Source organism: Arenibacter sp. P308M17, assembly GCF_003426735.1.
Lineage (GTDB): Bacteria > Bacteroidota > Bacteroidia > Flavobacteriales > Flavobacteriaceae > Arenibacter.
In genome coordinates, this window is the sequence record NZ_QVON01000008.1 from 1 (window position 1) to 25,381 (window position 25,381).

Annotated in this window: 19 protein-coding genes; 6 read left to right on the top strand and 13 right to left on the bottom strand. The window is 40.4% G+C overall.

Going from position 1 to position 25,381, the window contains the following annotated elements; translation table 11 throughout:
- The first annotated feature begins 401 nt into the window (after positions 1 to 401).
- Positions 402 to 833 (top strand): ribose 5-phosphate isomerase B, encoded by a 432-nt coding sequence (rpiB, locus tag D0S24_RS17270; RefSeq protein ID WP_117021083.1) that lies wholly within the window; start codon positions 402 to 404, stop codon positions 831 to 833.
- A gap of 240 nt (positions 834 to 1,073) precedes the next feature.
- On the top strand, positions 1,074 to 1,646 hold the full coding sequence (locus tag D0S24_RS17275; protein ID WP_117021084.1) for a GNAT family N-acetyltransferase: 573 nt from the start codon (positions 1,074 to 1,076) through the stop codon (positions 1,644 to 1,646).
- Here D0S24_RS17275 and D0S24_RS17280 read toward each other — a convergent pair.
- Positions 1,580 to 1,954 carry a hypothetical protein gene (locus D0S24_RS17280; RefSeq protein WP_117021085.1) on the bottom strand — a complete coding sequence of 125 codons (375 nt, stop codon included), beginning with the start codon at positions 1,952 to 1,954 and terminating at the stop codon, positions 1,580 to 1,582. The two genes, D0S24_RS17275 and D0S24_RS17280, sit on opposite strands and share 67 nt — an antisense overlap.
- A 379-nt stretch (positions 1,955 to 2,333) precedes the next feature.
- Here D0S24_RS17280 and D0S24_RS17285 point away from each other — a divergent pair, with 379 nt between their 5' ends.
- A complete protein-coding gene (locus D0S24_RS17285; protein ID WP_117021086.1) occupies positions 2,334 to 3,536 on the top strand; it encodes an SH3 domain-containing C40 family peptidase in 1,203 nt (400 codons plus the stop codon).
- Between the two features lies 1 nt (position 3,537).
- Here the strand turns inward: D0S24_RS17285 and D0S24_RS17290 are convergent, their stop codons facing one another.
- The 7 genes from D0S24_RS17290 to D0S24_RS21255 all read right to left on the bottom strand — a co-directional run bounded on the left by D0S24_RS17290 (position 3,538) and on the right by D0S24_RS21255 (position 11,868).
- Positions 3,538 to 4,566: an SMP-30/gluconolactonase/LRE family protein gene (locus D0S24_RS17290; protein ID WP_117021087.1), complete on the bottom strand. Its 1,029-nt coding sequence runs from the start codon at positions 4,564 to 4,566 to the stop codon at positions 3,538 to 3,540.
- Position 4,567: 1 nt separating this feature from the next.
- A complete protein-coding gene (locus tag D0S24_RS17295) occupies positions 4,568 to 5,890 on the bottom strand; it encodes a GntP family permease (protein ID WP_117021088.1) in 1,323 nt (440 codons plus the stop codon).
- 41 nt (positions 5,891 to 5,931) lie between these two features.
- A complete protein-coding gene (gene dgoD, locus D0S24_RS17300; protein WP_117021089.1) occupies positions 5,932 to 7,092 on the bottom strand; it encodes a galactonate dehydratase in 1,161 nt (386 codons plus the stop codon).
- 770 nt (positions 7,093 to 7,862) lie between these two features.
- Positions 7,863 to 8,924, bottom strand: coding sequence for a Gfo/Idh/MocA family protein (locus D0S24_RS17305; RefSeq protein WP_117021090.1), 1,062 nt, complete (start codon positions 8,922 to 8,924; stop codon positions 7,863 to 7,865).
- Positions 8,925 to 8,953: 29 nt separating this feature from the next.
- Positions 8,954 to 11,077 (bottom strand): pyrroloquinoline quinone-dependent dehydrogenase, encoded by a 2,124-nt coding sequence (locus D0S24_RS17310; RefSeq protein WP_117021091.1) that lies wholly within the window; start codon positions 11,075 to 11,077, stop codon positions 8,954 to 8,956.
- Between the two features lie 160 nt (positions 11,078 to 11,237).
- Positions 11,238 to 11,540 (bottom strand): SGNH/GDSL hydrolase family protein, encoded by a 303-nt coding sequence (locus D0S24_RS21250; protein WP_220377778.1) that lies wholly within the window; start codon positions 11,538 to 11,540, stop codon positions 11,238 to 11,240.
- A gap of 52 nt (positions 11,541 to 11,592) precedes the next feature.
- Positions 11,593 to 11,868: a hypothetical protein gene (locus D0S24_RS21255; RefSeq protein WP_220377779.1), complete on the bottom strand. Its 276-nt coding sequence runs from the start codon at positions 11,866 to 11,868 to the stop codon at positions 11,593 to 11,595.
- Positions 11,869 to 12,072: 204 nt separating this feature from the next.
- Here D0S24_RS21255 and D0S24_RS17320 point away from each other — a divergent pair, with 204 nt between their 5' ends.
- Positions 12,073 to 13,179 (top strand): acyltransferase family protein, encoded by a 1,107-nt coding sequence (locus tag D0S24_RS17320; protein WP_117021092.1) that lies wholly within the window; start codon positions 12,073 to 12,075, stop codon positions 13,177 to 13,179.
- Positions 13,180 to 13,367: 188 nt separating this feature from the next.
- Here D0S24_RS17320 and D0S24_RS17325 read toward each other — a convergent pair whose 3' ends face one another.
- From D0S24_RS17325 to D0S24_RS17345, 5 genes are all read right to left on the bottom strand, one after another.
- Positions 13,368 to 14,996 (bottom strand): S41 family peptidase, encoded by a 1,629-nt coding sequence (locus D0S24_RS17325; protein WP_117021093.1) that lies wholly within the window; start codon positions 14,994 to 14,996, stop codon positions 13,368 to 13,370.
- A gap of 159 nt (positions 14,997 to 15,155) precedes the next feature.
- Entirely contained in the window at positions 15,156 to 16,040 is an 885-nt protein-coding gene (gene rnpA, locus D0S24_RS21420; protein ID WP_309545106.1) for a ribonuclease P protein component, read from the bottom strand.
- 351 nt (positions 16,041 to 16,391) lie between these two features.
- Complete coding sequence (locus D0S24_RS17335; RefSeq protein ID WP_251795827.1) at positions 16,392 to 18,227, bottom strand: M1 family metallopeptidase; 1,836 nt, start codon at positions 18,225 to 18,227, stop codon at positions 16,392 to 16,394.
- 115 nt (positions 18,228 to 18,342) lie between these two features.
- Positions 18,343 to 19,974, bottom strand: a complete 1,632-nt coding sequence (locus D0S24_RS17340; RefSeq protein WP_117021095.1) for a S8 family peptidase — start codon at positions 19,972 to 19,974, stop codon at positions 18,343 to 18,345.
- Positions 19,975 to 20,079: 105 nt separating this feature from the next.
- Positions 20,080 to 20,940, bottom strand: a complete 861-nt coding sequence (locus D0S24_RS17345) for an MBL fold metallo-hydrolase (RefSeq protein ID WP_117021096.1) — start codon at positions 20,938 to 20,940, stop codon at positions 20,080 to 20,082.
- A gap of 259 nt (positions 20,941 to 21,199) precedes the next feature.
- Here D0S24_RS17345 and D0S24_RS17350 point away from each other — a divergent pair, with 259 nt between their 5' ends.
- Positions 21,200 to 23,053: a sodium:proton antiporter gene (locus tag D0S24_RS17350; RefSeq protein ID WP_117021239.1), complete on the top strand. Its 1,854-nt coding sequence runs from the start codon at positions 21,200 to 21,202 to the stop codon at positions 23,051 to 23,053.
- A 159-nt stretch (positions 23,054 to 23,212) separates the two neighbouring features.
- The gene (locus tag D0S24_RS17355) at positions 23,213 to 25,345 is read left to right on the top strand and encodes a cation:proton antiporter (RefSeq protein ID WP_117021097.1); all 2,133 of its coding nucleotides are present in this window, start codon (positions 23,213 to 23,215) and stop codon (positions 25,343 to 25,345) included.
- Positions 25,346 to 25,381 lie beyond the last annotated feature (36 nt).

The window sequence follows — 25,381 nt, forward strand, 5'->3', positions numbered from 1 at the left end:
ATAAAATTATTGAAAAGTTAATGTTACCGGAATGTTAATTACCTCTTTTAAATATTTAATATCTTTCTATAAGAATCTAAGAAGTAAATTATTCATTTACTGTAACATTTTGTAAAGCAAAATTAAGAACAATAATCAAAATTTACTATTTACTTTTTATAAGCAGTTTGTTAACAATGTGTCATTATTGGTAAACGACTAAGTAACAATGGTTTTTATTTTTTTTATAATTAATGTTGTTAATAACCCAGTTTCTGTGGGGAAACCCTTGGTATTTGTACATATGTTTGAAAAGAACTACTTATTTTTATATAAATTTATTTTACCAATTAAGTGATTTCTAATTTTTTTCAGAGTTTCCTCTAATAAGTAATTTAGTCTTTAATAGTCAGTATTGAACAATGAAAATAGCTATAGGTAATGATCATGCAGGTACGGAATATAAACTTGCCATTGTTGGTTTGTTGAAATCTTTGGGTATAGAAGTAACAAATCATGGTACCGATGGGTCCGATAGTGTTGATTATGCAGATTTTGTACATCCTGTAGCCATAGAAGTGGAGAACGGAAATGCGGATTTGGGCATTATTATTTGCGGAAGTGGCAATGGGGTATCAATGACTGCCAATAAACATCAAAATATAAGGGCAGCTCTATGTTGGACAACGGAAATAGTAAAATTGGCCAGGGAGCATAATGATGCCAATATTTTAAGTTTGCCTGCCAGATTCGTTTCTTTGCCTCAGGCATTGGAAATGGTGAAAACATTCTTAAATACTTCCTTTGAAGGCGGTCGGCATGAAAGAAGAATTGAGAAGATTCCTTGTAAATAGGCGTTGCATTACCTTTTTTGTTTTCGGGTTAAGAGCCATGTTATACTCTCTAAATATATCTGGGTCAAAAAGCCTTCAACGAGGTAAAAACTGTCTAAATTTCATTATACCCCAATAGCTTAAGCCAGTTCATTGCTTGTAAACCAAATATGAAATGAGCATGACCAAAATTTGGTCTCCAGCCCAAATGAAGTTATGCGAATTACATATGACCGTTAAAAAAACAGTAAATACCTACATATGAAAATTGAAATAAAAACTTTCCAGGAATTGGAGTTGCAGGAACTATATGAGGTATTGCAATTACGTAGCGAGATATTTGTTGTGGAACAAGATTGTGTATATCAGGATATGGACCATAAAGATCAGTTGGCCTTTCATATAATTGGTTATAAGGAGGGAAGGATTGTAGCCTATACCAGGGTATTTAAACCGGGCGATTATTTTAGGGAGGCAAGTATCGGAAGGGTGTTGGTACGGAAATCTGAACGACAGTATGGATATGGATTGGAAATAATGAAAGCTTCCATTAATACAATACATAAAAAATTTGGTCCTTCTGCCATATATATTTCTGCCCAAAAATATTTGACCAAATTCTATACTTCCCTTGGTTTTAAGGTGGTTGGGGAAGAGTATTTGGAGGATGGTATTCCCCATGTTGGAATGATTAGGAACAATCCCTTATACCATAAAAAAAGAGCTGTTTTAACAGCTCTCAGTATTATTTGGATGATGAATACAATTTATATTTTAATGGGCATTTTGTCACTTAAATTAATATCTTCCAACATATTATCGGTAAATTTATAGTGCCCTTTAGTCGTGATAATCTTAAATCGATTGGAATTCATTCGGCTCAAAGTATCCAAAAACAACCATTTGGATTTTAATAATAATGGTCTTTCGGATTTTAAACTAATCTCAAAATAGTATTTTTTACCATTTTTAAGGGCAACAATATCCGGAGTAATTTTGGTGTCGCTACCTTTTTTTAAATAGGATTTTGGACAATCATAACCTTCAATATCCGCCTTGATTTTTTCAAAACCGTGCGCTTCCAAGTGGGAAATCGACTTCTTTAGGAATTCCTCGTTTGCTGATTTTTCAATATTTATCATAATCGTAATTTATGAAAAAAATCGATTAAAAGCAAATAAATAAGTTGATTAACAGTTATTTATGTCGATTTTAACAAAATCAAGGATATAAGTTTGCTTATACTTATTATCCAGTTAAAGGGTGATACCCTGCCCATTGGGATTTGAAGTATCCAAAGTTGCAAAAAAATAAATTTCACTGTTTACAGCCATCAGCATACCGCTTACTATCAATTTATCATCCATTCCTTGCCAAGGAATTCCATTCCGTGCCTGATAATAAGGCCAAAAAGGAAATTAAAAGAGTATAAAATGGAATTTCGTTGCCCTGTATTCCTCAAGTTTTAATAATTTCCACGTATCAATTACTTTTTTGTATTAACCATCTTAGATTTTATATATGAATTGCTGCCGAAAGGGAATATATTTTATACTGATTACAGGAGTTTTTCTTTTAATATCCTGTGAACAAAAGCTTGATAGGGATGAACTAACCATCAAAGCGATGATGGAAGATATAAAGCAAGAATTTGCGCCAGACAGGAGGGTAGCTATTTTTAATATTGAATATGTTAGGGAAGGTAAGGAAACCATTCTTAAGGGGGAATCCAACCTGCCGGAAGCTATTGCCGCCCTTAAGCGAAAATTGGCGGAGGAAAACATAGATTTCTTGGATAGCATTCAATTATTGCCGTCATCACATTTAAATGGTCTTACACAAGGTCTTATTACCATATCCGTGGCCAATTTGCGTGGCAAGCCGGCACATTCATCAGAGTTGGTTACCCAGGCCACTCTGGGTACCCCTGTCAAGATTTTTAAGGAAAAGGATGAGTGGTTTTTGATACAGACTCCGGATAAGTATATATCCTGGGTAGATGGGGGAGGAATAACTCCATTGTCAAATGAAAAATATACGGAGTGGATTTCCTCTCCAAAAATTATTTACTTGAATACTATGGGTCATTCCTATACCAAACCAAATTCGGCTTCCCAGGTTATATCCGACATGGTCGCAGGGGGTGTTTTGGAGCGTATAGGGGAGGAAGAGGAATTTTATCATGTGGCTTATCCGGATGGGAGAATGGCGTATGTCCTTAAAAAAGAGGCGATGGATTACGACACTTGGCTTGCAACATTGAATTCCAGTCAGGAATCTTTGGTAAATACTTCCAAAACTTTAATGGGCGTCCCTTATTTATGGGGGGGTACCTCTACAAAAGGAGTAGACTGTAGCGGTTTTACCAAAACCATTTATTTTTTAAACGGGATTGTGCTACCAAGGGATGCATCCCAGCAAATACATACGGGCACAAAGATAGATGCCGTTAAGGATTTTGATAAATTGGAGCCGGGAGATTTATTGTTCTTTGGAAAGCCGGCAACGGATACCACCAAGGAACGGGTAATCCATGTGGGAATGTGGATTGGCAACAATGAGTTTATCCATTCTGCCGGAAGGGTGCATATAAGCAGTGTGGACAAGGAAGCCCCAAACTTTGACGCGTATAACCTAAACAGATATTTGCGCTCCAATCGTTATTTTAAAGAACCCATGAACGGACTGATAGAGCTGGCCAAAACCCCTGTTTTTATGGACTGACCTATTTTAAATCTACTGCCATTATATAATCGTCCGCGGTGATATATAACTTTTTTTGATCCGTATCAAAGGCGCAATTGGCCGTAGCCTGTCCTGTTAGGATTCTGGCCAAGGCCTTCCCTTGGGAGTTAAAGATCCATATTCCACCGGGCCCCGTAGCAAATAGAATGCCATTGTTGTTTATTTTTAATCCGTCCGGCAGGCCTTGTTGTCCTTCTTTCCCAATTAGATCCGTTACCTCATAAAAAAGTTTTTTATTGGTTACCTTTCCAGGTTCCGAAAGCTGATATTGGTACCACACGGCATGTTCCGGATCGGAATTTGCAACATAGAGGACATTGCCATCAGGGGATATCCCTATCCCGTTGGGACGGGAAATAGTGTCGAGCAGCATTAATTCCCCAGTAGCCATTAGGCAATAAATTCCCTGAAAATCCAATTCCTTGCCTTCATCATCCATTCTTTTTGGCAGGCCATAGGGCGGATCGGTAAAATAGAGGTTGCCATTTTTATCGAAGGTGGCATCATTGGGGCTGTTCAATTTTTTGCCCTTGTAAGAATTGACCAGGTTGGTAAAATTGGATGAGGGAGAACTTAAAGATGCATTCATTTTGGCCACTTGGCGGTTGCCGTGCTGCAATAGCACCAACTCCCCTTCCTTATTAAGCAAAAGCCCATTGGAGCCCGGTTCTTCACCTGTAAAATGGGTCCCTGAAAATCCTGAGGGATTCAAGTAGGTGACCGTATCATTGTTTTTTGGGTCCAACTTATAGACTTTATTGTTGGGGATATCCGAAAATAGCAAATAATTGCCTTCCTTAATCCATAGGGGTCCCTCGGTCCAGGCAAAGCCACTGGCAAGAATTTCAATTTTAGATTTTGGATCTATGATCTGAAGCGCTTCATTATCCAAAATTTCAATGGATAGGGGAGAGGAGTTGGTTTCAGCGGATATGGTTTTCTTATTGTTTTCCTTACATGCCCATAACAAAAGGGCCGAACCAATAATAATGGAAGTTATTTTTTTCATTTTAGTGCATTATTTTAACGATGATAGTGATAACCGTCATTGCGGTGGCACCTAGGACAAAAGTCCCGGCCGATTGGATCTGATATCCTTGTTTTACGTTCATTCCCGTAAGTTGGGTAAGCACCCAAAAGAAGCTGTCGTTTACATGAGATACTACAGAAGCCCCTGCGCCTATGGACAAAACCGTCATAGTGGCCATAAAGGGGTCGTTAAGGCCCAGGGCTGGCATTAATGGGGCAATGATGGACGCCGTTGTTACCAAGGCCACTGTAGATGAGCCCTGGGTGGTCTTTAGACAGGCAGCCAATAGAAATGGCAAAAATAGGCCCAACTCCATTCCTGTAAATTCAGACGTAATAGTGTCTGCTATTCCCGAATTTTGTAACATCTTTCCAAAAATTCCTCCGGCCCCGGTAATAAAAATTATTGGGGCCGCCTCCCTGAGCGATTCCCCAAACCAACCTGTGGAGGAGAAAATGGTTTCGTCCAATTTTTTGGGCAATACAAGTGTCAATAATACGCCAACCAAAAGGGCAATTACAGGGGTGCCCAAGAAGGATATTATCGTTTTGAAGGGGGAAGGTTGAAAAGTAAAATCAGGATAATCCATGACCGACTTCAATATAATGAGTACAATGGGAATTATTATGGCCAATAAGGACTTCCAAAGGGCAGGTTGTTCCTGTTGTGTGGTAATGGTTTCGAGAGTTATAGGGACATTGATCCGAGATGCAAATTTGGTGGCAAAGAAATAACAGGGAATAAGTGAAATACTGCTGATCAACAAGCCCCATATCATAACACTTCCCAAATCCGCGCCTAAAATACCGGCAGCAGCAATAGGCCCGGGGGTAGGTGGTACCATGGTATGCGAAGCGGTCAATCCCAATGCAAGGGCAGCAGTGGTACCGGCAAAGGAAACACCAGCCTTGGAGGAGAGTACCTTGTTCAATGGGTTCATAATGAGCAGCGCACTATCCGCAAATACAGGTATGGAAAGAATATAGCCTGTGAGCAACATGGCCAAATGAATGGATTTGGCCCCAATAAGCCTTAAAATTCTTGAGGCAATGACAAAAGCGCCACCAGATTTTTCCAAAACCTTGCCAATAGTTACCCCAAACAGGATTATAAGTCCTATTTTACCCATAATATCCCCAAATCCATCATTGATGGAACTTATTATAGCTTCTATATCCATTCCTGTCATAAAACCGTAGGCTATGGCAGAGAAAAGGAGAACAAAAAAGGGATGCACCTTAATTTTAATGATTCCTATGATCAATAGGGCAAGGGAAAGTACTAAGGCGATAAGGTAGTTCATGGTTTTTTTTGGTTGATTATGGTTTTTTTTCGGATATTATTTTACCACTCGTTAAAGTTTCCATCGGGTCCCCGCCATATAGGATTAGACCAATTATGGCCAATTTTCTGACCTTCCCTTAATTTTTCCTCATTCATTTCAACACCTAGACCGGGTTTTTGAAAGAGATCAATATATCCATCCTTGATATTAAAAATTTCGGGATTTAGGACATAGTCCAAGAGGTCAAAGCCCTGATTGTAATGGATACCAATACTGTTTTCCTGAATAAAGGCATTGGCCGAAACAAAATCGATATGCAATGCCGAAGCCAAGGATATGGGTCCTAACGGACAATGCGGGGCCAAGGCCACATCATAGGCTTCGGCCAAAGTTGCAATTCTCCTTACTTCGGAAATACCTCCAGCATGACTAAGATCCGGTTGAATGATATCGACCACCCCTTCTTCCAGAATTTTCTTAAAGTCCCAACGGGAGAACATTCGCTCCCCAGTGGCAATGGGGATACTGGTGTAGGCATAGATATGCTTTAGCGCATCATTGTTTTCGCTAAGTACCGGTTCTTCAATAAACATGGGTTCATATGGGGCAAGTTCATCTATGAGCCGTTTCACCATTCCTTTGTGTACGCGGCCGTGAAAATCGAGCCCTATGTCCAATTCGGTCCCGAATTCTTCTCTCAATAATCTAATGTTGTTGGAGACCTTTTTTACATCCTTCAAGGTGGAAATCCAATCCATACCCCCGGTGGCGTTCATTTTTACCGCCTGGAAACCGGCATTAACCTTTTGGTGGGCTTGCTCCAGCAACACCTCCGGATGATCCCCGCCGATCCAACAGTACATTTTCATTTTTTGGCGTACTGCCCCGCCCAATAAATCGTAGACAGGAACACCAAGGTATTTTCCCTTTATGTCCCATAATGCCTGATCTATACCGGAAATGGCGCTCATAAGGATGGGACCACCTCTGTAAAACCCTCCCCTATAGAGTATTTGCCATAGGTCTTCTATATTTGTGGCCGACTTTCCAATGATGTATTGCTGTAGTTCCATTACACAGGCGGCTACCGTATCTGCCTTGCCTTCCACCACGGGCTCGCCCCAGCCAATAATGCCTTCCTTGGTGGTTACCTTGAGAAATAGCCACCTTGGTGGGACTTTAAAAAGTTCAATTTTCTCAATAATAAGTTGCTCCTTCATAATGGTTTTACAAATTTGTTTTGATCAAATACCGGATCATCAATTAATGCTTTTAATGGTTGGTATTTGACGTGAGTTCGATATATATTTAATTTAATATCAGTTGTTTATATGACATCTGTCCGGTCGAGCGCCCGCCCGTATCCGAACGGTCCGTTCGGGCGGGGGTTGAGACCTCATTGTAAAAGCATTACAGTAAAATAACCTCTCGACTCCGCCCGCCTGAACGGCACGGGCAGGCTACCATTGACATCTTTTTAATAATCTCCATATTAATGATATGAATTCGTCAACGGTAGTCACTTCGACAGAGTCCCTTTTCAGGACGACGAGAAGTCACAAATACTGGCCGGGAGCTAGATGTGCGATTTAGCTCATGCTATATTATTTTAGGGGTATTCGTGAACCTTCGGTTTAGCTTCGCTGAACCTTCGGTTTCTCATATGCATTCGAAATGACGACCTTGAAATCTTCAATTTAAAACAGAAACCTATAAATATCTCTCACTACCAATACCATATTTAATATATAACCCCAAATAAACTTTTTGAAATTATGTCATTTTATCCGCTTGAAAAATAAAATTTCTTGGGTCTCGAGAGGACCGTAACAATTTTTTAATTTACTCTAAATCAATGTATTGAAAATATTTTTATGTCGAACTCACGTTATTTATAAAAATTAATGTCTTTTTTCCAAATCCTTGAAATTAATAAATATAACTAAATGTTATGAAGATATAGAATTTCGGAATTTTTAAACAATGCAAACTAAAGTATAACGGTTTGTCCGGTTCTTACGGATTCATCGGCGGCCAGTACTATTTTTAGACTATTAATGGCATCCGTTAAATGGGATGACAGATCAATATCGTTTTTAATGGCGTTCAACAAATATTCCTGTTCCAGTAAACAAAGTCCGTCATGATCCGGCTCATCTTCGGTTTTAATAAAGTCGTCTTTTTTTATAAAATTTCCTTCTTCGTTCAATTCGCTGTAATGAAGTTGTAGGCTGCCCGTTTTTGTATGCCCTTCAATTTCCTGGGAACTGTCCTTGGGTTTGTCCGAAATGGAAACTGCTCCCTTTGGGCCAATAACATCCTTGATAAAGACTGCGGTTTCACTCATCATTGGTCCCCATCCGGCCTCGTACCAGCCTACGGAACCGTCTTTAAAACGCACCTGTAATTGACCATAATTGTACATCTTGCCATCTATTTCCTTACTCAAATTAGCTCCAATGGCACTGACGCTAATGGGAGTGGATTGGGTCATTAAGCACATAATATCTACGTAATGAACACCGCAATCCACTATGGGCGACATTGAATTCATGAGTTGTTTATGGGTATACCATTTGTCCCCGGAACTTTGTTGGTTTAGGTTCATGCGCATTACCAAGGGTTTGCCAAGGGTACGGGCCACTTCCACAAACTTTGTCCATGACGGATGCACCCTTAAAATATAACCGACGACCATTTTTCTGTTTTTTTCCCTGGCCAAGGCCACGAGTTCCTCTGCCTCCCCTACCGTTAGGGCAAGAGGTTTCTCTACAAATACATGCGCTCCTGCCTTAAGACTTTTTCCAGCATAATCGGCATGGGTGTCCGGATAGGTGTTTATAGATACTACATCCGGTTTGGTTTCATGTAGGCCGGTATCAAAATTATCATAGGTAGGTACTCCCCCCAATTCTTGGGATAATTTTTCCCTACTTTCCGGTTTACGGCTTACCAGGCCCACAATTTCAAATTCATCTAGTTGGTGATAGGCCCTGGCATGGGAGACACCCATATTTCCACAACCTACGACAAGGGTTTTTAGTTTGTTCATTTTCTTAGATAATAAGGTTTCTTAATTTTTTATTCCAGTGAGAAGGCAATGATCATGTTGCCTTTTTCGGTTCCCAATTTTTCGCCACCACAGGCAATGGCTATAAACTGTTTACCGTTTACTTCATACATGGCGGGAGTTGCAAATGCAGGTGCTGGGAGTTTGTATTCCCAAAGTAACTTTCCATTCTTTTTATTAAAAGCTCTAAAGTATCCATCTTTTGTGGCACCGATAAATAAAAGTCCGTTTTCGGTAACTATGGCGCCTCCATAATTTTCAGAACCTGTTTGTGGAAATCCCTTTTCTTTTAGGCTCATAGTTTCCCCAAATGGAATGGACCAAATGTAATCTCCAGAATTTAAGTCTATGGCATGTAATGTTCCCCATGGCGGTGAAATAGCCGGTAGTCCATTACTGTCCAGGAATTTTTTATATCCGGTGTGCTTATAAGTTGTTTCAATAGGTTTTACAACATTATTAATTTCATCTTTTAGCATCTCTTCTCCATACAAAAACTGTAACAAAGCGTTCATTTCCGCTTTTTTAATTTGTGGAAAACCGGTCATCATTCCTTTTCCTTTTTTAATGGTCAGGGCAACCGCTTCTTTCCCATGGGTCCGTTTTAAGTCTATAAGGGATGGGTATCCACTAGCCACATCGCCCTTCATATCTTTTTGATGGCAGACAATGCAATATTTATTATAAGTATATTTCCCTAAAGCCATGTTAGTATCCAGTGTATCTTTTTTCATTTGAAGGAACCAGGCCATTTCATTGGAATTTACATATAAAATGCCTTCTTCTGGATCAGCAGCGGCACCGCCCCATTCTGCAGCCCCATCATATCCGGGAAGAAGTAGTACTGGATCCAAACTTGGGGGTGCATAGATTCTCTTGTCCGCATTATTGAACAGGGCTAATAATTCCTCTTTGTTTTCGGCGTAAGGACTAAGGTCTTTGTCGGTTAATAAATTGGATTGTCTTGCAAAAGGCTTGGGCTTGGTGGGAAAAGGTTGTGTTGCCCACGTTTTTTCTCCTTCTAAAGTGGATGGGGGTACTGGTATTTCCTCAATATCAAACAAAGGCTCTCCTGTGGCCCTGTTGAAAAGAAATACAAATCCCTGTTTGGTCACCTGTGCTACTGCGGCAATTTTTTGCCCTTCCCTGTTAATGGTCAACAGGTTGGGAGGTGCCGGCGGATCTCTATCCCAAAGGTCATGGTGGGTGAATTGATAGTGCCATAGGAGCTTTCCTGTTTGCGCGTTCAGAGCCAATAAAGTATTGGCATAAAGATTACTCCCTTTTCTGTCGCCACCAAAAAAATCGGGCGCTGCGGATCCTGTTGGTACATACAGGATTCCGGTTTCCTCATCCAAGGCCATACCAGCCCAATTGTTAGCGGCGCCTACAATGTCGCTCTTATAGCTTTCCGGGTCTTCCCATGTTTCGTTACCAGACTCACCGGGATAGGGTATGGTATGGAAGACCCATTCCAACTGGCCCGTTATAACATTAAACGCCATAATATCTCCTGGGGCCGCTCCGCGACCTTCAGATAGCCGAATGGGCATTACAATTAAATCTTTATAAACCGTTCCCGGAGTGTTGGAACTTACAAACTTATCTTTTGCACTAGAGGGCAATCCTGAGTGAAGGTCAACTTTACCATTTTCCCCGAAAGAAGAAATTGGCGTACCCGTTAAGGCATTCAAGGCAAAAAGGTGTGTTCCTTGGGTAAATAGAATACGTTTATCATCATTCTTTTCCCAATAGGCCATTCCTCGGCTGGTAGCACGCTCTAGGTTTAAGGTATCCCCAAATCGCCATATTTCCTTGCCAGTACCCGCGTCCAGTGCTACTGCCCTTAAGGCTGCCGTAACCCCGTACAAAATAGTGTCCACTACTATTGGATTCATTTGCATTTGACCACTATCAGGAGCCGAATAGGACCAGGCCATCTTCAATTGGGTAACATTTTCTAGGGTTATTTGTGAAAGGGTGGAATAGTGGTTGCGGTCCGGCCCGCCTAAATAGGAGGACCAACCTCTGTATTTATTGGAGTCGGTTTTGGCGGAATTATCAAGGTTACAACTTATTAAAAAAATTGCTGCAAAGGTTATTATTGATATATGCTTTGTGTTATTAAGCGACATCGTTGGTGGTTTAATCGCTTAAATTAATTAATTTTTAATAACTAAGGGGCTATACTATGATCTTATATTTTTTGAAATCTTAACCATCCTTGTTTCCCAAATAGATTCAACATCTTAAATTGCCACTGTTCCGGGTTGCAGAAATAAAATGGGTGTTTACTTATAACTTTTCCAAGGCTTTATTTAACATGGGAGCAATTAGTTCGTTAAGTTCTTTGTATCCATCCTTATTATAATGAACGTCATTATCCCTCAAACCATTTTTAAGGTGGATGGCAATATATTTTTGGTAGATATCGTTAACAATTACGCCATTTTTTTTCATTACGGTTTTTGCAATTTCATTGTATTTGGGTACATCTTCAAAAAATCTATCTGACTCATTAACCGGAACATAGGTAGTTGTTACAAATATCAATTTAGCTGGGGTATTAGCTTTAAGAATACGCTCCAACTCTTCCAAGTTTTGTCCATAGGCTTGTAGAAGATAGGTTATAGTACCCTTAATTTTATCCCTATTGCCATAGATTCCACAACCCCTGGTTAAATTGAATAATATCCCAATCTTCCTTTCCAATCCAATCCTTGATTTTTTTCAATCTCGTTCCTGTATGTTGGGCATTTCCCGGATTGTGCAGTACTATCGCCTTAGTGGCTAGTGCTTCTTTTACCTTTGAAAAATAGCCCATGGAAATAGAGTCGCCTATGATTAATATTTTGGGCTCTTTAGGTTTGTATCCCAAGCAAAGAAAAATAAATATGGCTATAAGGAAGTAAAATTTGCTTTTCATTTTTAATTGTTATATAAGCGAAAAATAATTAAAAAATTTAGAAAGGGAATGGTCAGGCTGCCAAAATGCCCGTAATTTTTACTTATTGGGAACTGGGTTGGGCATTAACTGCGATGGTATAATTATCTATCATTCACAATATTTTATGAATGTCTAAAGAAAATCACTACATTGTTCCAGCCAAAAAATCAACCACCAATAAAAATGACAAACGAATCGACCAACCTTTCCAAAAGGCTATTTTCCCTGGACGTATTTCGCGGATTGACCATGTTTTTACTAATTGCCGAGGCAGCCGGTTTTCACGGTAGCTTCGGGGACTATACAGAAAACAACAGTGTTTTGCATCCATTGGCGGAACAGTTGCACCATCATCCCTGGAACGGCTTGCGGTTCTGGGACCTAATACAACCTTTTTTTATGTTCATAGTGGGGGTAGCCATGCCATTTTCGTTAAGAAAACGCTTAGCTACCGGAACAAGAAAGTCGGTAACCAAACATATCCTTAGAAGATGTTTTTTGCTTTTTAGTTTCGGTGTATTGTTACACTGTGTGTACAGTCAGGCATTGGTTTGGGAACTTTGGAATGTGTTGGTGCAATTGGCCTTTACCATTCTTATTGCCTATGCTATAATGAATCTTCCCCACCGTACACAGATTCTAACTTGCTTTGGAATTTTGATACTTACCGAAATTCTTTATCGGGGGTATAACCCACAGGACCCCTATAATCAAGGCCAGAGTTTTGGGTCTTGGGTAGATATGTTGGTAATGGGTAAAATTAACGGTGGGGGATGGGTGTTCATCAACTTTTTACCAACCGCGGTCCACACGGTAATGGGTGTAATTTGCGGGCAATTATTGCTTACCAACAGAACCGCAAAAGAGAAATTGAATTCCCTATTAATGTGGGGAGCTGCTTTGCTTCTCTTGGGTTATGGGATGGATCTTCTGGGAGTAACACCTATTATTAAACGAATAGCAACTACCTCGTTTACATTGGCATCGGGGGGATGGGCCCTGCTGGCCCTGGCCTTGTTTTATTGGTGGATAGATATCAAAGATCATAAGAATAAATGGCTGAATATTTTTGCCGTTGTCGGGACCAATTCCATATTTATTTATTTGTTTGCCGAAACCGTAGGGTCACAATGGTTTAGGAGCTTTGGTCTTATATTTACCAAGGGAATATTGGCCCCCTTAGGGGTACAGGAAGGATTAATATTGGTCCTAAATTCTTTGGTTGTACTCTTTATGTTTTGGTATATTACCTACTTTTTGGATCAGAAAAAAGTTTACTTTAAGATATAGAAGTGTAATACCAATTTTTTATTGAGTACATAGTATTGAGAACAGGGAGATAAATTGGTCTTCAGTTGGCAGCTTTAAAATTCAAGGTTTCAGGTTCAAAGTTATCAATTCTAAATCTAACATCTAATATCAAGCATCTAAAGTCTATTAATCCAGCAATCGAATAGTTATTCACGCTTAACATAACATTAGTTAAGAATGTTGGTATATTTCGTATTGTCTTTCAATAGTACGGTAGCGGCCATAATGGCCTCGTCATTTTGTAAATGATAATCATAAAGACCTTCTCTGTAGAAATAGCGTTTAAGGATTTCATCCTCCAAATTCTTTTGGATTTCTGCCTGGTATTTATCCAATGCCATCAGTTTGTTTTTATCCATCTCCAACATAAGTGCTTTATACTGTTCCGTAACCTCATTGCCATAAATACTGCTTTCCTCTTCCGACATGGCCTCTTTTAATGCTTTTTCGGCCTTGGTCTCAAAATCAAAATTGCTTTTGGAGACAAAATTTTTGAAAGATACAAAATCGCTATCCTTATAATGGAAGTCCAATACATTTTCCACTTTGTTATTATAATAGAAATCGGTGGCGTAGTCGAAAATAACATTGCCCGACAATAGGGCCTGGGTAAGGGGATTTGTTTTGGCCTCAACAATTTCTATATCGGGCAGAACACCGCCACCATCTTGGACTTTTCGCCCGTTTCTGGTTTTAAAATCTCTGTACTGGGTATTTTTAACGGCATTTCCATTCTCATCCCTATTCCAATAATCCAAGGATTGTATGCACCTACCCGAAGCGGTATAATATCTGGAGATAGTGACCTTTAATTGGGTGCCATAGGTAAGTTTTAAAGGGCGTTGTACCAATCCCTTGCCAAAACTCCTGGCACCTACTATAACGGCACGGTCCAGATCCTGGAGACTTCCCGAGACAATTTCGCTGGCCGATGCACTTCTACCATTGACCAATACAACCAACGGTATTTCCGTATCTACGGGTTGGTTGGTGGTTTTATATTCCCTGTTGAATTTCTTTACCTTGGACTTGGTGGTTACCACAAGTTCTCCCTTTGGAATAAAAAGATTGGTTACATTGATGGCCTCGGTCAGTAGACCACCGGGGTTGTCCCTTAGGTCCAAAATAATTTTTTTGGCACCATCATTTTTTAGGTCGAGCAGTGCTTTCTTGGTTTGTTCCGAAGCTTTTTTATTGAATTTGGACAAAACTATATAGCCGGTATTCTCCTTTATCATTTTATAATAGGGAACGGCATCGACTTCTATAGATTCCCTGTTTACTGTTGTGGATCTGGTTTCTCCCTGCCTCCTATAGGTAATGCTTACACTGGTATTATTGGCTCCTTTTAAAAGTTCGTCGGCGTCATCCTTAACGTCCGCAATGGCAATATCACCAATCTTAATAATTTCATCCCCTGCTTTGAGGCCTGCCTTATCTGCCGGATAACCTTTATAGGGTTCAACGATAACCACTTTGTCCTTATAACTCCGGACCACCGCCCCAATACCTGAATATTCGCCTGCATTATTTATTTTAAAGGACTCAACATCTTGTTCATTAAGGAATTTGGTATACGGATCCAGATCTTGCAACATATTCTTAATGGCCGTATCCATTAATTCCGCAGGATTGGTTTCATCCACATAATTCATGTTCAATTCTTTGAACAGGGTGGTAAAAATTTCGATCTGTTTGGCAATCTCAAAAAAATCGCTCTTAAAACTACTTCCTGCAATTAGCAAGATGATGGCGATAATGGGAATAAGCAACCGCCTTTTTAATATTTTTTTCATTCGAATAAAAATATGCTAAATGATTTATTTTTAGTATAATAATTTACAAAAACGCGCAAGCGTCTAAGGTCTCTGCTTTATTCATGTCCTTTTGTGGAGCAATTACCATAATCAAACTAAATCCCTCAATGAGGGTTTCACACGTTTAAATTATAGTAATTATTTGTTGCCCTTTGCAATTTTATCTACAAATTTCCGCATTAAGGGAATCATGGTATCCGTTATTTTGGATTGCGAGGGCATCTCCTTACCAAGGTATAAAAACATAAACGCAAAGTTATCTTCTATGTTGTTAAAAATTAGGTGTTTGTTCAACCTATAGCTTTCCCGCATCAATCTCTTGATACGATTTCTTTTTACGGCACTCTTAAAATTTCTTTTGGATGCGGTTACCCCTATTTTACATTTGGAACCATCTTCAAAGCTGGTTTTTAGATAAACAAGTTTTAATGGATAATGGGTAATAGCGATCCCTTCCGCAAACAACTGTTCAATGAGTTTTTTGCTCTTTAGTTTTTCTTTTTTTGGGAAATTAAAGTCGTTATGGACCTTAATTGAATTGTCCCCAGAGGTCCCGGTAGCTATCGGGATTAAGGGTGTCGTTTTTTGCTTTTTGGATGGCCCTTCCCGGAGTAGTACAGTATTTGGTTTAATTTTATTGGTAGAGCTAAGATTTTTAGCTTTTGTGTACTCCTTCACTTTTTTTTCAAGGGCTATCATAACACCGGAGATGTTCTCTTTTATTTCGCTATCCGTAAAGCGAATAAATTCAACTCCATATGTCTCCAACAGGCCCTGCCCTTTTGCATCTTGATCATATTTGTAGTCGTGCAGGGAACCATCGATTTCTATAATTAGGCCAATTTCATAACAATAAAAATCCACAATAAAATCCAGTAGTGGAACTTGCCTATGAAACTCTACTCCCAATCCACTTTGTTTGATTTTTTGCCAGAGCAGGACTTCCGCCAGAGTACTGTTTTTTCGGAGTTGCCGAGCAAATTCCTTTAAAAGGGGGTTATATGGAATAATTTTGTTTTTCAAAAATTAAGCAATCTATTTATCGATATTGTTTTTATACCCCTAAGGCCCCCTCAAGGGGACATTCCATAAAGATACTATTGTTTTTTCAAAGAATGGAAAATCAAGTGATAGACCTACGTTTTACACCCCTAAGGTCCCCTCAAGGGGACAATTTATGGCCGGTATACCAAGGTTAGTGATGTTATTTAATCAATAGAAATCCCCGAGACAGAGCCTCGGGTGCAGTACACGATGCACAACATTGGATTATTTTGTCTTGTATCTTGGTTCTTGTAGCGTAGCGGTCTTGATTCTGATACCTCGTACGCTCTGCGTCGAGCTAATTCATTTGTTGTAGACAATATTCAAAAATTAAGGAGTCCCCTGCCAGACATTGTTTGCTTCATTTATATCTGCCATTAGTTGGGATGGGTCCAAAACAACGGCCTTAACCTCATTGAGCGGTTTATTCAGGCTAAAGTCATAGTTGGAATATGCCCAGGGCCAATCTTCTAATACGGTTCTTTTAAAATTGGGATAAGGATTTTCTTTTTCTCCACGCATCATACGCAAGGGAGTGTAAAATGTTTCTTGGGTACCGTCATGGTAAAGTACCAAAATATCTATGGGCATGGGCATAAGGCCAATTCGTTCCAAGCGTACCGTGGTTTTTTGTCCATCTGCCTCTACCGTCTTAATTCCGTAGTCTATAGTGTTTGTAGTTTGCGTCCAATCGGTAAGGTACCAATCTAACTCCATACCTGAAACCTTTTCGGCGGTTCTTTTTATATCGTTTGGGGTTGGATGTTTAAATTTAAAATCTTCATAATATTTTCTCAGGGTTTCCATAAGCTTATCCTGACCTATGATATAGCCCAATTGGGACAGGAAGATAGCCCCTTTGCTATAAGCGGCAATCCCATAGGCAAAATTTAGACCATATCTATCGGAATGTGTCGTTTGGGGCTGTTCTTTCCCTGAAGCCACCAAATTATAATACCCTTCATAGGAACTGGCGAAGGGATTCTCCTTTTTTTGGTCCATAATCTGGTCCATACATAAACTGGAAATAAACGTGGTAAAGCCTTCATCCATCCATTCGTGTTTGGATTCGTTGCTCGCCAATACATGTTGAAACCAGGAATGTGCCATTTCATGGACCATGACACCTACCAGGCTTCCAAAGTTTCTACCGCCTGTAATCAAGGTGCTCATGGCATATTCCATGCCACCATCGCCTCCTTGTATCACAGAGTATTGTTCATAGGGATATTCGCCTATATTCTTATTAAAAAATTGCATGGCCTCGGCCGTTTTTGACTGAAGTTTTTTCCAATTTTCTATAATTTCCTTGTCGTTTTTGTATAAAAAATGGAGCATTGGTCCATTTTCTACCTTTAAGGTATCGTGAATGTAGTCCGGATCGGCAGCCCACATAAAATCGTGGACCATTGGGGCCTTGAAATGCCAAGTAAGGGTTTTGCCCTTGGTCTTTTTTATTTTTGACCCCGGTGTTTCATAACCATGGCCTATCTCTTCCGGATTTTGTAAATATCCCGTACCTCCAACTACATAATTCTTGTCCAAGGTCAGCTTAACATCAAAATTGCCCCATACTCCATGAAATTCGCGGGCAATATAGGGATCGGCATGCCAACCTTCAAAATCGTATTCCGCTAATTTTGGGTACCATTGACTCATGGATAGTGCTACCCCTTCACTGCTGTTTCTACCACTTCGCCTTATTTGTAACGGTATTTGCCCATTAAAGGTCATGTCAAAAGTAGTTTTCCCACCGGAGGGAATAGGTTTGTTCAACTCGACAACCAAAATGGTTCCTTCTTCCACATAGGAAACGGCCTGGTTGTCCTGGGTTAGGGAAGTAACCCGGAGATATCCTATTTCTTCAGGACCAAGGCTTGCAATCCTACTTTTCCCGTCTGTCATCATCCTGCCATCCGGATCGGCAATGCTTTGCAAACGCATATCCATTTCACTGCCAGGTTGAAAGGCATTGAAATAAAGATGATAGAATACTCTACTAAGTTCATCGGGGGAGTTATTGGTATAGACCAATTTTTGGGTTCCGTTGTATAAATATTTTTCAACGTCCACGTTTACCTCCATGGAATAATCCACATTCTGTTGCCAATAGGAAGTATTGTTTTGCGCTTTCAATGGTGCTGATACGCTATGAATGGCAATCATTAAACCAAAAAAAAGTACTTTATTATATCCCATGCCTAAATTTGTTTAGTCTATTTTTTAAAGATCAAAGGGGGGAGTCTATGCTTTTAAGTTACCCCCTTGGGTTAATTATCCGTTATAGTTTTATTTTCCCCCTGGACACGGCATCGGCCATAATTAAGGCATTATATGCGTTGACCATCTTACCGGATTTGGATATTTTTTGAAAGTCCATTGCCTTGGAGGAGTCCCCGGAGACCACTACTTTGGATTTGGTCGTAAGTCCGGAATTCAACAGTACGGCCTTTACTTGGGAAGCCGATAATTTTGGATAATAGGATCTAACCAGGGCAGCAACTCCGGCTACAGCAGGTGCTGCCATGGAAGTACCTCCCTGAAAATCGTATTCATTGTTGGGCATGGTGGAATAGATATCGTCACCAGGGGCAAAAATATCTACGTTTATGAGACCATAATTGGAAAATGAGGCCACCATTTCGGAACCGTATTTACTTGTTAGGGCGCCCACGGTAATTACATTGTCTGCCATTTCAGGCCCATTATTGATTTGGTCGTTCGGGAAATTTGGGTTGTTCGGATCATCTAGATCGTCGCCGGAATTTCCTGCCGCATGTACAAAAAGAACATCATTTTCCGCCGCATATTTAATGGCGTCATAAACCCACTCTGCATTTGGGGAAAAGGCTTTTCCAAAACTTCCGTTAATAATTTTGGCCCCATTGTCCACGGCATAGCGTATTCCCAAAGCAATATCCTTATCGTATTCGTCTCCATTGGGTACTGCCCTAATACTCATTATGGCTACATTGTCCGCAACTCCGTTGGCCCCAAGCCCGTTATTTCTTTTTGCTGCAATAATACCGGCAACATGGGTTCCATGACTTTCATCTTCAACCCTATTTTTAGGATTTCCGTTACCATAGCCCCTATCGTTATAGTTATAAGGATCATCCCCTACCATTTTTCTGCCATCAAAATCCACGTTAAGATTATAGTTAAGTTGATCGGTAAAATGCTTAATACCATCCTTAAGCTCTGAAAGAACTTCCGGTATAGTATCCTTAATACTCAACATTTGCATTAAAATGCCAACGTTTCTCTGCATGGCCTCGTCTTCCGATTTAATTTCGGTAAGGTCTTTTTTGGTATAGGTATCCTTGCCCAAAAGTTCTTTTACTTCTGTATCCGCCTGTTGTACCGCTTGAAGTATCTGTTCGTACTGTCCCTTATTTTGGAGTGCTTTTTGATAATCCTTGTCCAGATCGCTTTTGGCCTTGGCCTGAAGGGAGGCATCCCCTAATTTTTTACCTACAATTCTGGCCATTTCCAATTGCTCGTTGTAGGATTCCCCTAAAAAGTTGTAACCGTGTATGTCGTCTATATAGCCATTATTGTCATCGTCCTTTTTGTTTCCTGGAATTTCTCCCTTATTTAGCCAAAGGACGTCTACAAGATCCTCATGGGTTAGGTCCATTCCGGAATCCAGCACGGCCACTATTACCTTTTCCCCTTTTTTATTTCCGATAATTTCCGTGTAGGCCTTGTCTACGCTCATCCCTGGAATGGTATCTGCAAGCAGGTCCGTATGTCCCCAGTGCTTCTTTTCCGCTTCGGTCAGTTCCCATACTTTTAGGGGTAGGGTATCAATATTTTCAATTGGGGTGGAAACTAGCGCAGTACTACCACAGCCATATAATAAAATAGAGGCCGACACGGCCAAAAAGGTCCTGTTGAATGTTAGTGTCATTTATTTATAGTGTTAGATTTATTAATAGGATTTCCAGTAAATTTTGCTCGAAAGCCTGTTTTGCAGACAAGATCTGTCTTGAATAGGAGCTACTGTTCATCATAATTATTCAAAAAGTTGGGCAAAGGTATGTATTTCTTTTAAACGTATTCCTTTTTCCGTTGTTTGTAGGGTACAGATCTGGTTATGGGCATCGTGTTCCAAAAACAGATAGTAATTGTCTTTTACGGCCATTTCCAAAAACCGGGCTTTTTCCGAAAGTGTTAAAAGCGGTCTCGTATCATAGCCCATAACATAGGGTAGTGGAATATGGCCTGCGGTAGGCAGTAGGTCTGCCGCAAAGACCAAAGTCTTGTCCTTATATTGAATATGGGGTATCATCTGTTTTTCCGTATGCCCGTCCACAAATAAAATTCCAAAATCCAATTCCGATTGTTCCGCAAAGCGATTTTCGGTTCTTTCAACAAATCGCAACTGGCCACTTTGGTACATGGGCAATAAATTTTCTGGGAGAAAGGAAGCCTTTTCCCGGGCATTGGGTTCCGTGGCCCAATTCCAGTGGGCCTCATTGGTCCAAAATACGGCATTCTTAAATGCGGGTTCATAAGCGGTTCTATCCTTATTCCATTGTATGCTTCCCCCACAATGGTCAAAATGTAAATGGGTCAGGAAAACATCTGTAATATCATCCCTGTGAAAACCGTATTTTTTTAGGGATCTGTCCAAAGAATGGTCCCCCCACCTATAGTAATAACCAAAGAATTTATCGGATTGTTTGTTGCCCATCCCCGTGTCTATCAGGGTAAGCCTATCGCCATTCTCGATCAATAGGCATCTTGCGGCCATATCTATCATATTATTTGAATCTGCCGGATTGCTCCTGTTCCAAATGGATTTTGGTACCACACCGAACATGGCCCCTCCATCCAACTTAAAATTTCCAGATTCAATAGGATATAATTTCATAGATAACCTAATGTAATGTCGGTGCAAATTAACAAAAGCACTAGGGATATTTTCTGAAACCTGGTTTTATTAGAGGTTTTTTAACACTTTATCAGTAATTTTTCTTTGGTGATTAATTATAGTAGGCACACAACACTTTCTTTAAATTTTATAATGTCCATATAGTGATATGGTCGTTTTTGGCCATTTAGGTGGAGAATTATGTTGGGTTGGATGGATTTTTTCTATATTAAAACTTATCTTGCTTCAAATTTTATCTATGGTAGAACTAGCGGGAATAATTGTTCTTGGTATCATTGCGCAGTGGGTGGCATGGCGCTTTAAATTACCGGCCATTTTACCTCTTATCCTCATAGGGCTTTTGGTTGGCCCCATTTCCACTTTGTTTACGGAAAATGGTGAAAAGTGGATAGAACCCATATGGAATGGTGAAAAGGGACTTTTTCCGGGTGAAGGGCTCTATTATTTTGTTTCCTTGTCCATGAGTATTATCCTGTTTGAGGGGGGGCTTACCCTTAAACGTTCAGAAATCGCCAATGTAGGTCCTGTAATCACGAAGCTGATCACAATCGGATCCATAGTTACCTTTTTTGGTGCCGGATTTGCAGCCCATTTTATCCTTGACCTTAGCTGGCAGATATCCTTTATGTTCTCGGGGCTTATCATTGTTACAGGACCAACCGTTATTACCCCTATCCTTCGAAATATTCCCTTAAAAAAAGATGTTTCCGCGGTTTTAAAATGGGAGGGCATTCTCATAGATCCCATTGGGGCCTTGGTGGCGGTATTGATGTACGAGTTTATAAGTGTAGGGGAAGGCCAAGCCTATACCCAAACGGCCTTAATCGAGTTCGGGAAAATATTACTCTTCGGAACAACCATCGGATTTACTTTTGCCCATGCCCTGGCCTTTGTGATCAAAAAGAATTATGTGCCCCATTACCTGTTGAATGTGGTTTCCCTATCCGTGGTCCTTTTGGGATTTGTACAGGCCGATATGTTTGCACATGAATCCGGTCTATTGGCGGTAGTGGTAATGGGCCTGGTTTTGGGAAACACCAATTTGCCCAATATCAAGGAACTCCTCTATTTTAAGGAGTCGCTTAGCATCTTGTTGATATCCATTCTTTTTATCCTTTTGGCTGCCAATATCAATATCCATGACATGGAGCTCATTTTTAATTGGAAGGCGGTGGTCCTTTTTCTGATTATCATCTTCATGATAAGACCTTTGGGTGTCTTTCTCAGTACTTTGGGTTCCAATCTTAAACCCAATGAAAGATTGTTCATTGGGTGGGTAGGACCTAGGGGAATCGTAGCGGCGGGCATTGCTTCGCTCTTTGGTTCCAAATTGTTGGCCGTGGGGGTACTTGGTGCGGAATATATAACACCCTTGGTATTTATGATCGTACTCGGAACGGTGCTATTGAACGCTACCACTGCAAGGTTGTTTGCAAAGGCAGTTGGGGTCTTTTTAAAAAAATCGGAAGGTATCGTCATCATAGGGGCTTCCTTGCCTGCCCGATTGATAGCGGCCTATCTCCAAAAGAACAATAGACATGTGGTCCTGCTGGACAATAACGGTATTAATATAGAAAAGGCTCGGCAGTTGGGGCTGGAGGCCATTGTATCAAACATCTATTCCGATACGCTAATTGACTATATTGAGTTGAGCGATGTAGGCTATCTAATGGCCCTTACCGGTAATTCCGATATCAACCAATATGCCATAGATACCTTTAAGGGGCAGTTTGGGGAGAACGGTTCCTTTAGATTGGTGAATTCCGATGAAATGAACAACCCCGAAAACAATCCTAAGACAGGGCTTTTTTCCCATACCGACGATTTTATAAAACTCACTGAAGCGGCAAGGAAAAATCCAACTATCCATGAAATTATTTTAAAAGATCAGGAACATTACGAAGGGCTGATAGAGATTACCAAGGCCGATAGGGATATTGTCCCGATCTTCCTAAAGACGCTGGAAGGGGAACTACAGATCATTTCTTCCAACAGTATGGATTTTACTGATATCAAGGAAGGATATCAATTGGTTTATTTGGGAAAACAGTTGAAAGTATCTAAGGAAATGGAACCTTCAGAAACCACTTAAAAAAGACAATCTACCTTTGTGGGCAGGGCGGTTCACATGTACCTTGACAGGTTGGGGCTTATTTCGGAAAACCACATCTTTTTTAAGCAGGGATGCCAATAAAAAGTTGTTTTACCCTCTGATTTATGTCTATCTTAGATGCTCTAAAACACTTATGGAATGAGCTTAATAGTTAACGTCCTATTACCTTTGGAAGATCCCGTCCTGAAGTTTTTGATCATTCTTTTAGTCATCTTGGTGATTCCCATTATTTCCGACAAATTAAAATTGCCACATCTTTTGGGAATGATCTTGGCAGGGATAGTCATAGGTCCCCACGGCTTGAACCTGTTGGCCAGGGACAGTAGCATCATTCTTTCAGGTACGGCGGGTCTCCTGTACATTATGTTTTTGGCGGGCCTTGAAATAGATATGAACGATTTTAAGACCAATGTCCTTAAAAGCACTTTGTTGGGGCTGTACGGATTTTTGATCCCTATGCTGTTCGGTACCTTAACGGGGGTTTACATTTTGGGATTTTCTCCCATGACGTCTGTGTTGTTGGCCAGTATGTTCGCTTCGCATACACTGATTACCTATCCCATAGTAAGTAAGTTGGGGATCGCTAAGAATTTGGCGGTAAACATATCCGTGGGAAGTACCCTGATCACCAATGTTCTGTCCTTATTGGTGCTTGCTGTGGTTGTAGGAATGAACACAGGGGAGCTGAACCAATATTTTTGGATTATCATGGCAGTTTCCTTTGTAGCCTTTACCCTGGTCATTACTTACCTGTTCCCAATTATAGGACGATGGTTTTTTAAAAGGTATAGCGATAATGTCTCCCAGTACATCTTTGTACTAGTGATGGTATTTTTAGGGGCCGTACTTTCCCAATTGGCAGGAATAGAGGCCATTATTGGAGCGTTTATGGCCGGATTGGCGCTGAATAGACTCATTCCGCTTACCTCTCCCCTTATGAACAGAATAGATTTTGTGGGGAACGCCATCTTTATTCCCTTCTTTTTGATCGGGGTGGGGATGCTTATAGATTATAGGGCCTTTAGTAACCTCGAAACTGTTTTTGTGGCGATAACCATGTCGGTAGTTGCTACCATTTCCAAATTTACCGCTGCATGGATAAGCCAGAAAAATTTTAAGTTTACCGCCCAAGAGCGACTCTTAATATTTGGACTTACCAATGCACAGGCGGCAGCTACCTTGGCCGCAGTTTTAGTTGGGTATAATATTGTTCTTGGGGAGACGGCCAATGGGGAGCCTATCCGGTTGTTGAACGACAGCGTTCTAAACGGGACCATTATCATGATTTTGGTCACCTGTACTATAGCTTCCTTTGCCACCCAAAAGGGGGCTAAAAAAATCGCATTATCAGGACAGTCGGAGAACGATACGGGGATTAGTGGGGAAAAGATATTGATTCCCCTAAGCAATCCCGATACCATAGATGAGTTGGTGAACCTTAGTATCGTTATTAAGTCCAAGCAAAATGTGGATGGCCTACAGGCCCTGAACATCATCAATAATGACAATTCACCGGTAGATGCAGAAAAAAAGGCAAGGAAATTGCTCGAAAAGGCCAAAGTTCTTGCTGCGGCCGTTGATTTGCAGATGAAGACCACCCTTCGATACGATCTTGATCTGGTCCATGGGGTCACCAATGTTATCAAGGAAGAAAATAGTACGGACCTTATTTTGGGACTCCATTTAAAACGGGGTGTGGCCGATAGCTTTTTGGGCAACCTAACCAGCGGTATTTTGGAGAAGAGCAATATTACAACCTTTATCTACAATCCACAGCAGCCCATTTCCACCATTAAGCGCCATTTCGTAATTGTACCGGAAAATGCGGAGTATGAAAGTGGTTTTTCCTTTTGGTTGTCCAAAATTTGGAACATAGCCCTCAATACCGGAGCCAAGCTTATTTTTTATGCCGGTAAACAAACCATAAAATTGATAGGGGACATCCATTTAAAGCATCCTATAGAACTAGAATTTAGGGTATTTGAGAATTGGGAAGAGTTACCGGCCCTCTCCGACCAAGTAAGACAGGATGATAATCTGGTGATAGTGCTGAGCCGTAAAAACCTATTATCCTATCAGGCTGGAATGGCAGATATTCCGTCGTATCTTAACCGGCACTACCAAGGGCGGAACTTTCTCTTGGTATACCCTTCCCAATCAACATTTATGACCGATGGAAAGGTAGACCTTACCAACCCTTCCCTATTAAAGGCAATTGAAAAATTGGATGTCATCGGAAAAACAATGGCAGGAATATTCAGGAAGAAATAGGATGTTTCCAAACAAACAAAATAGGATGGAATTTTA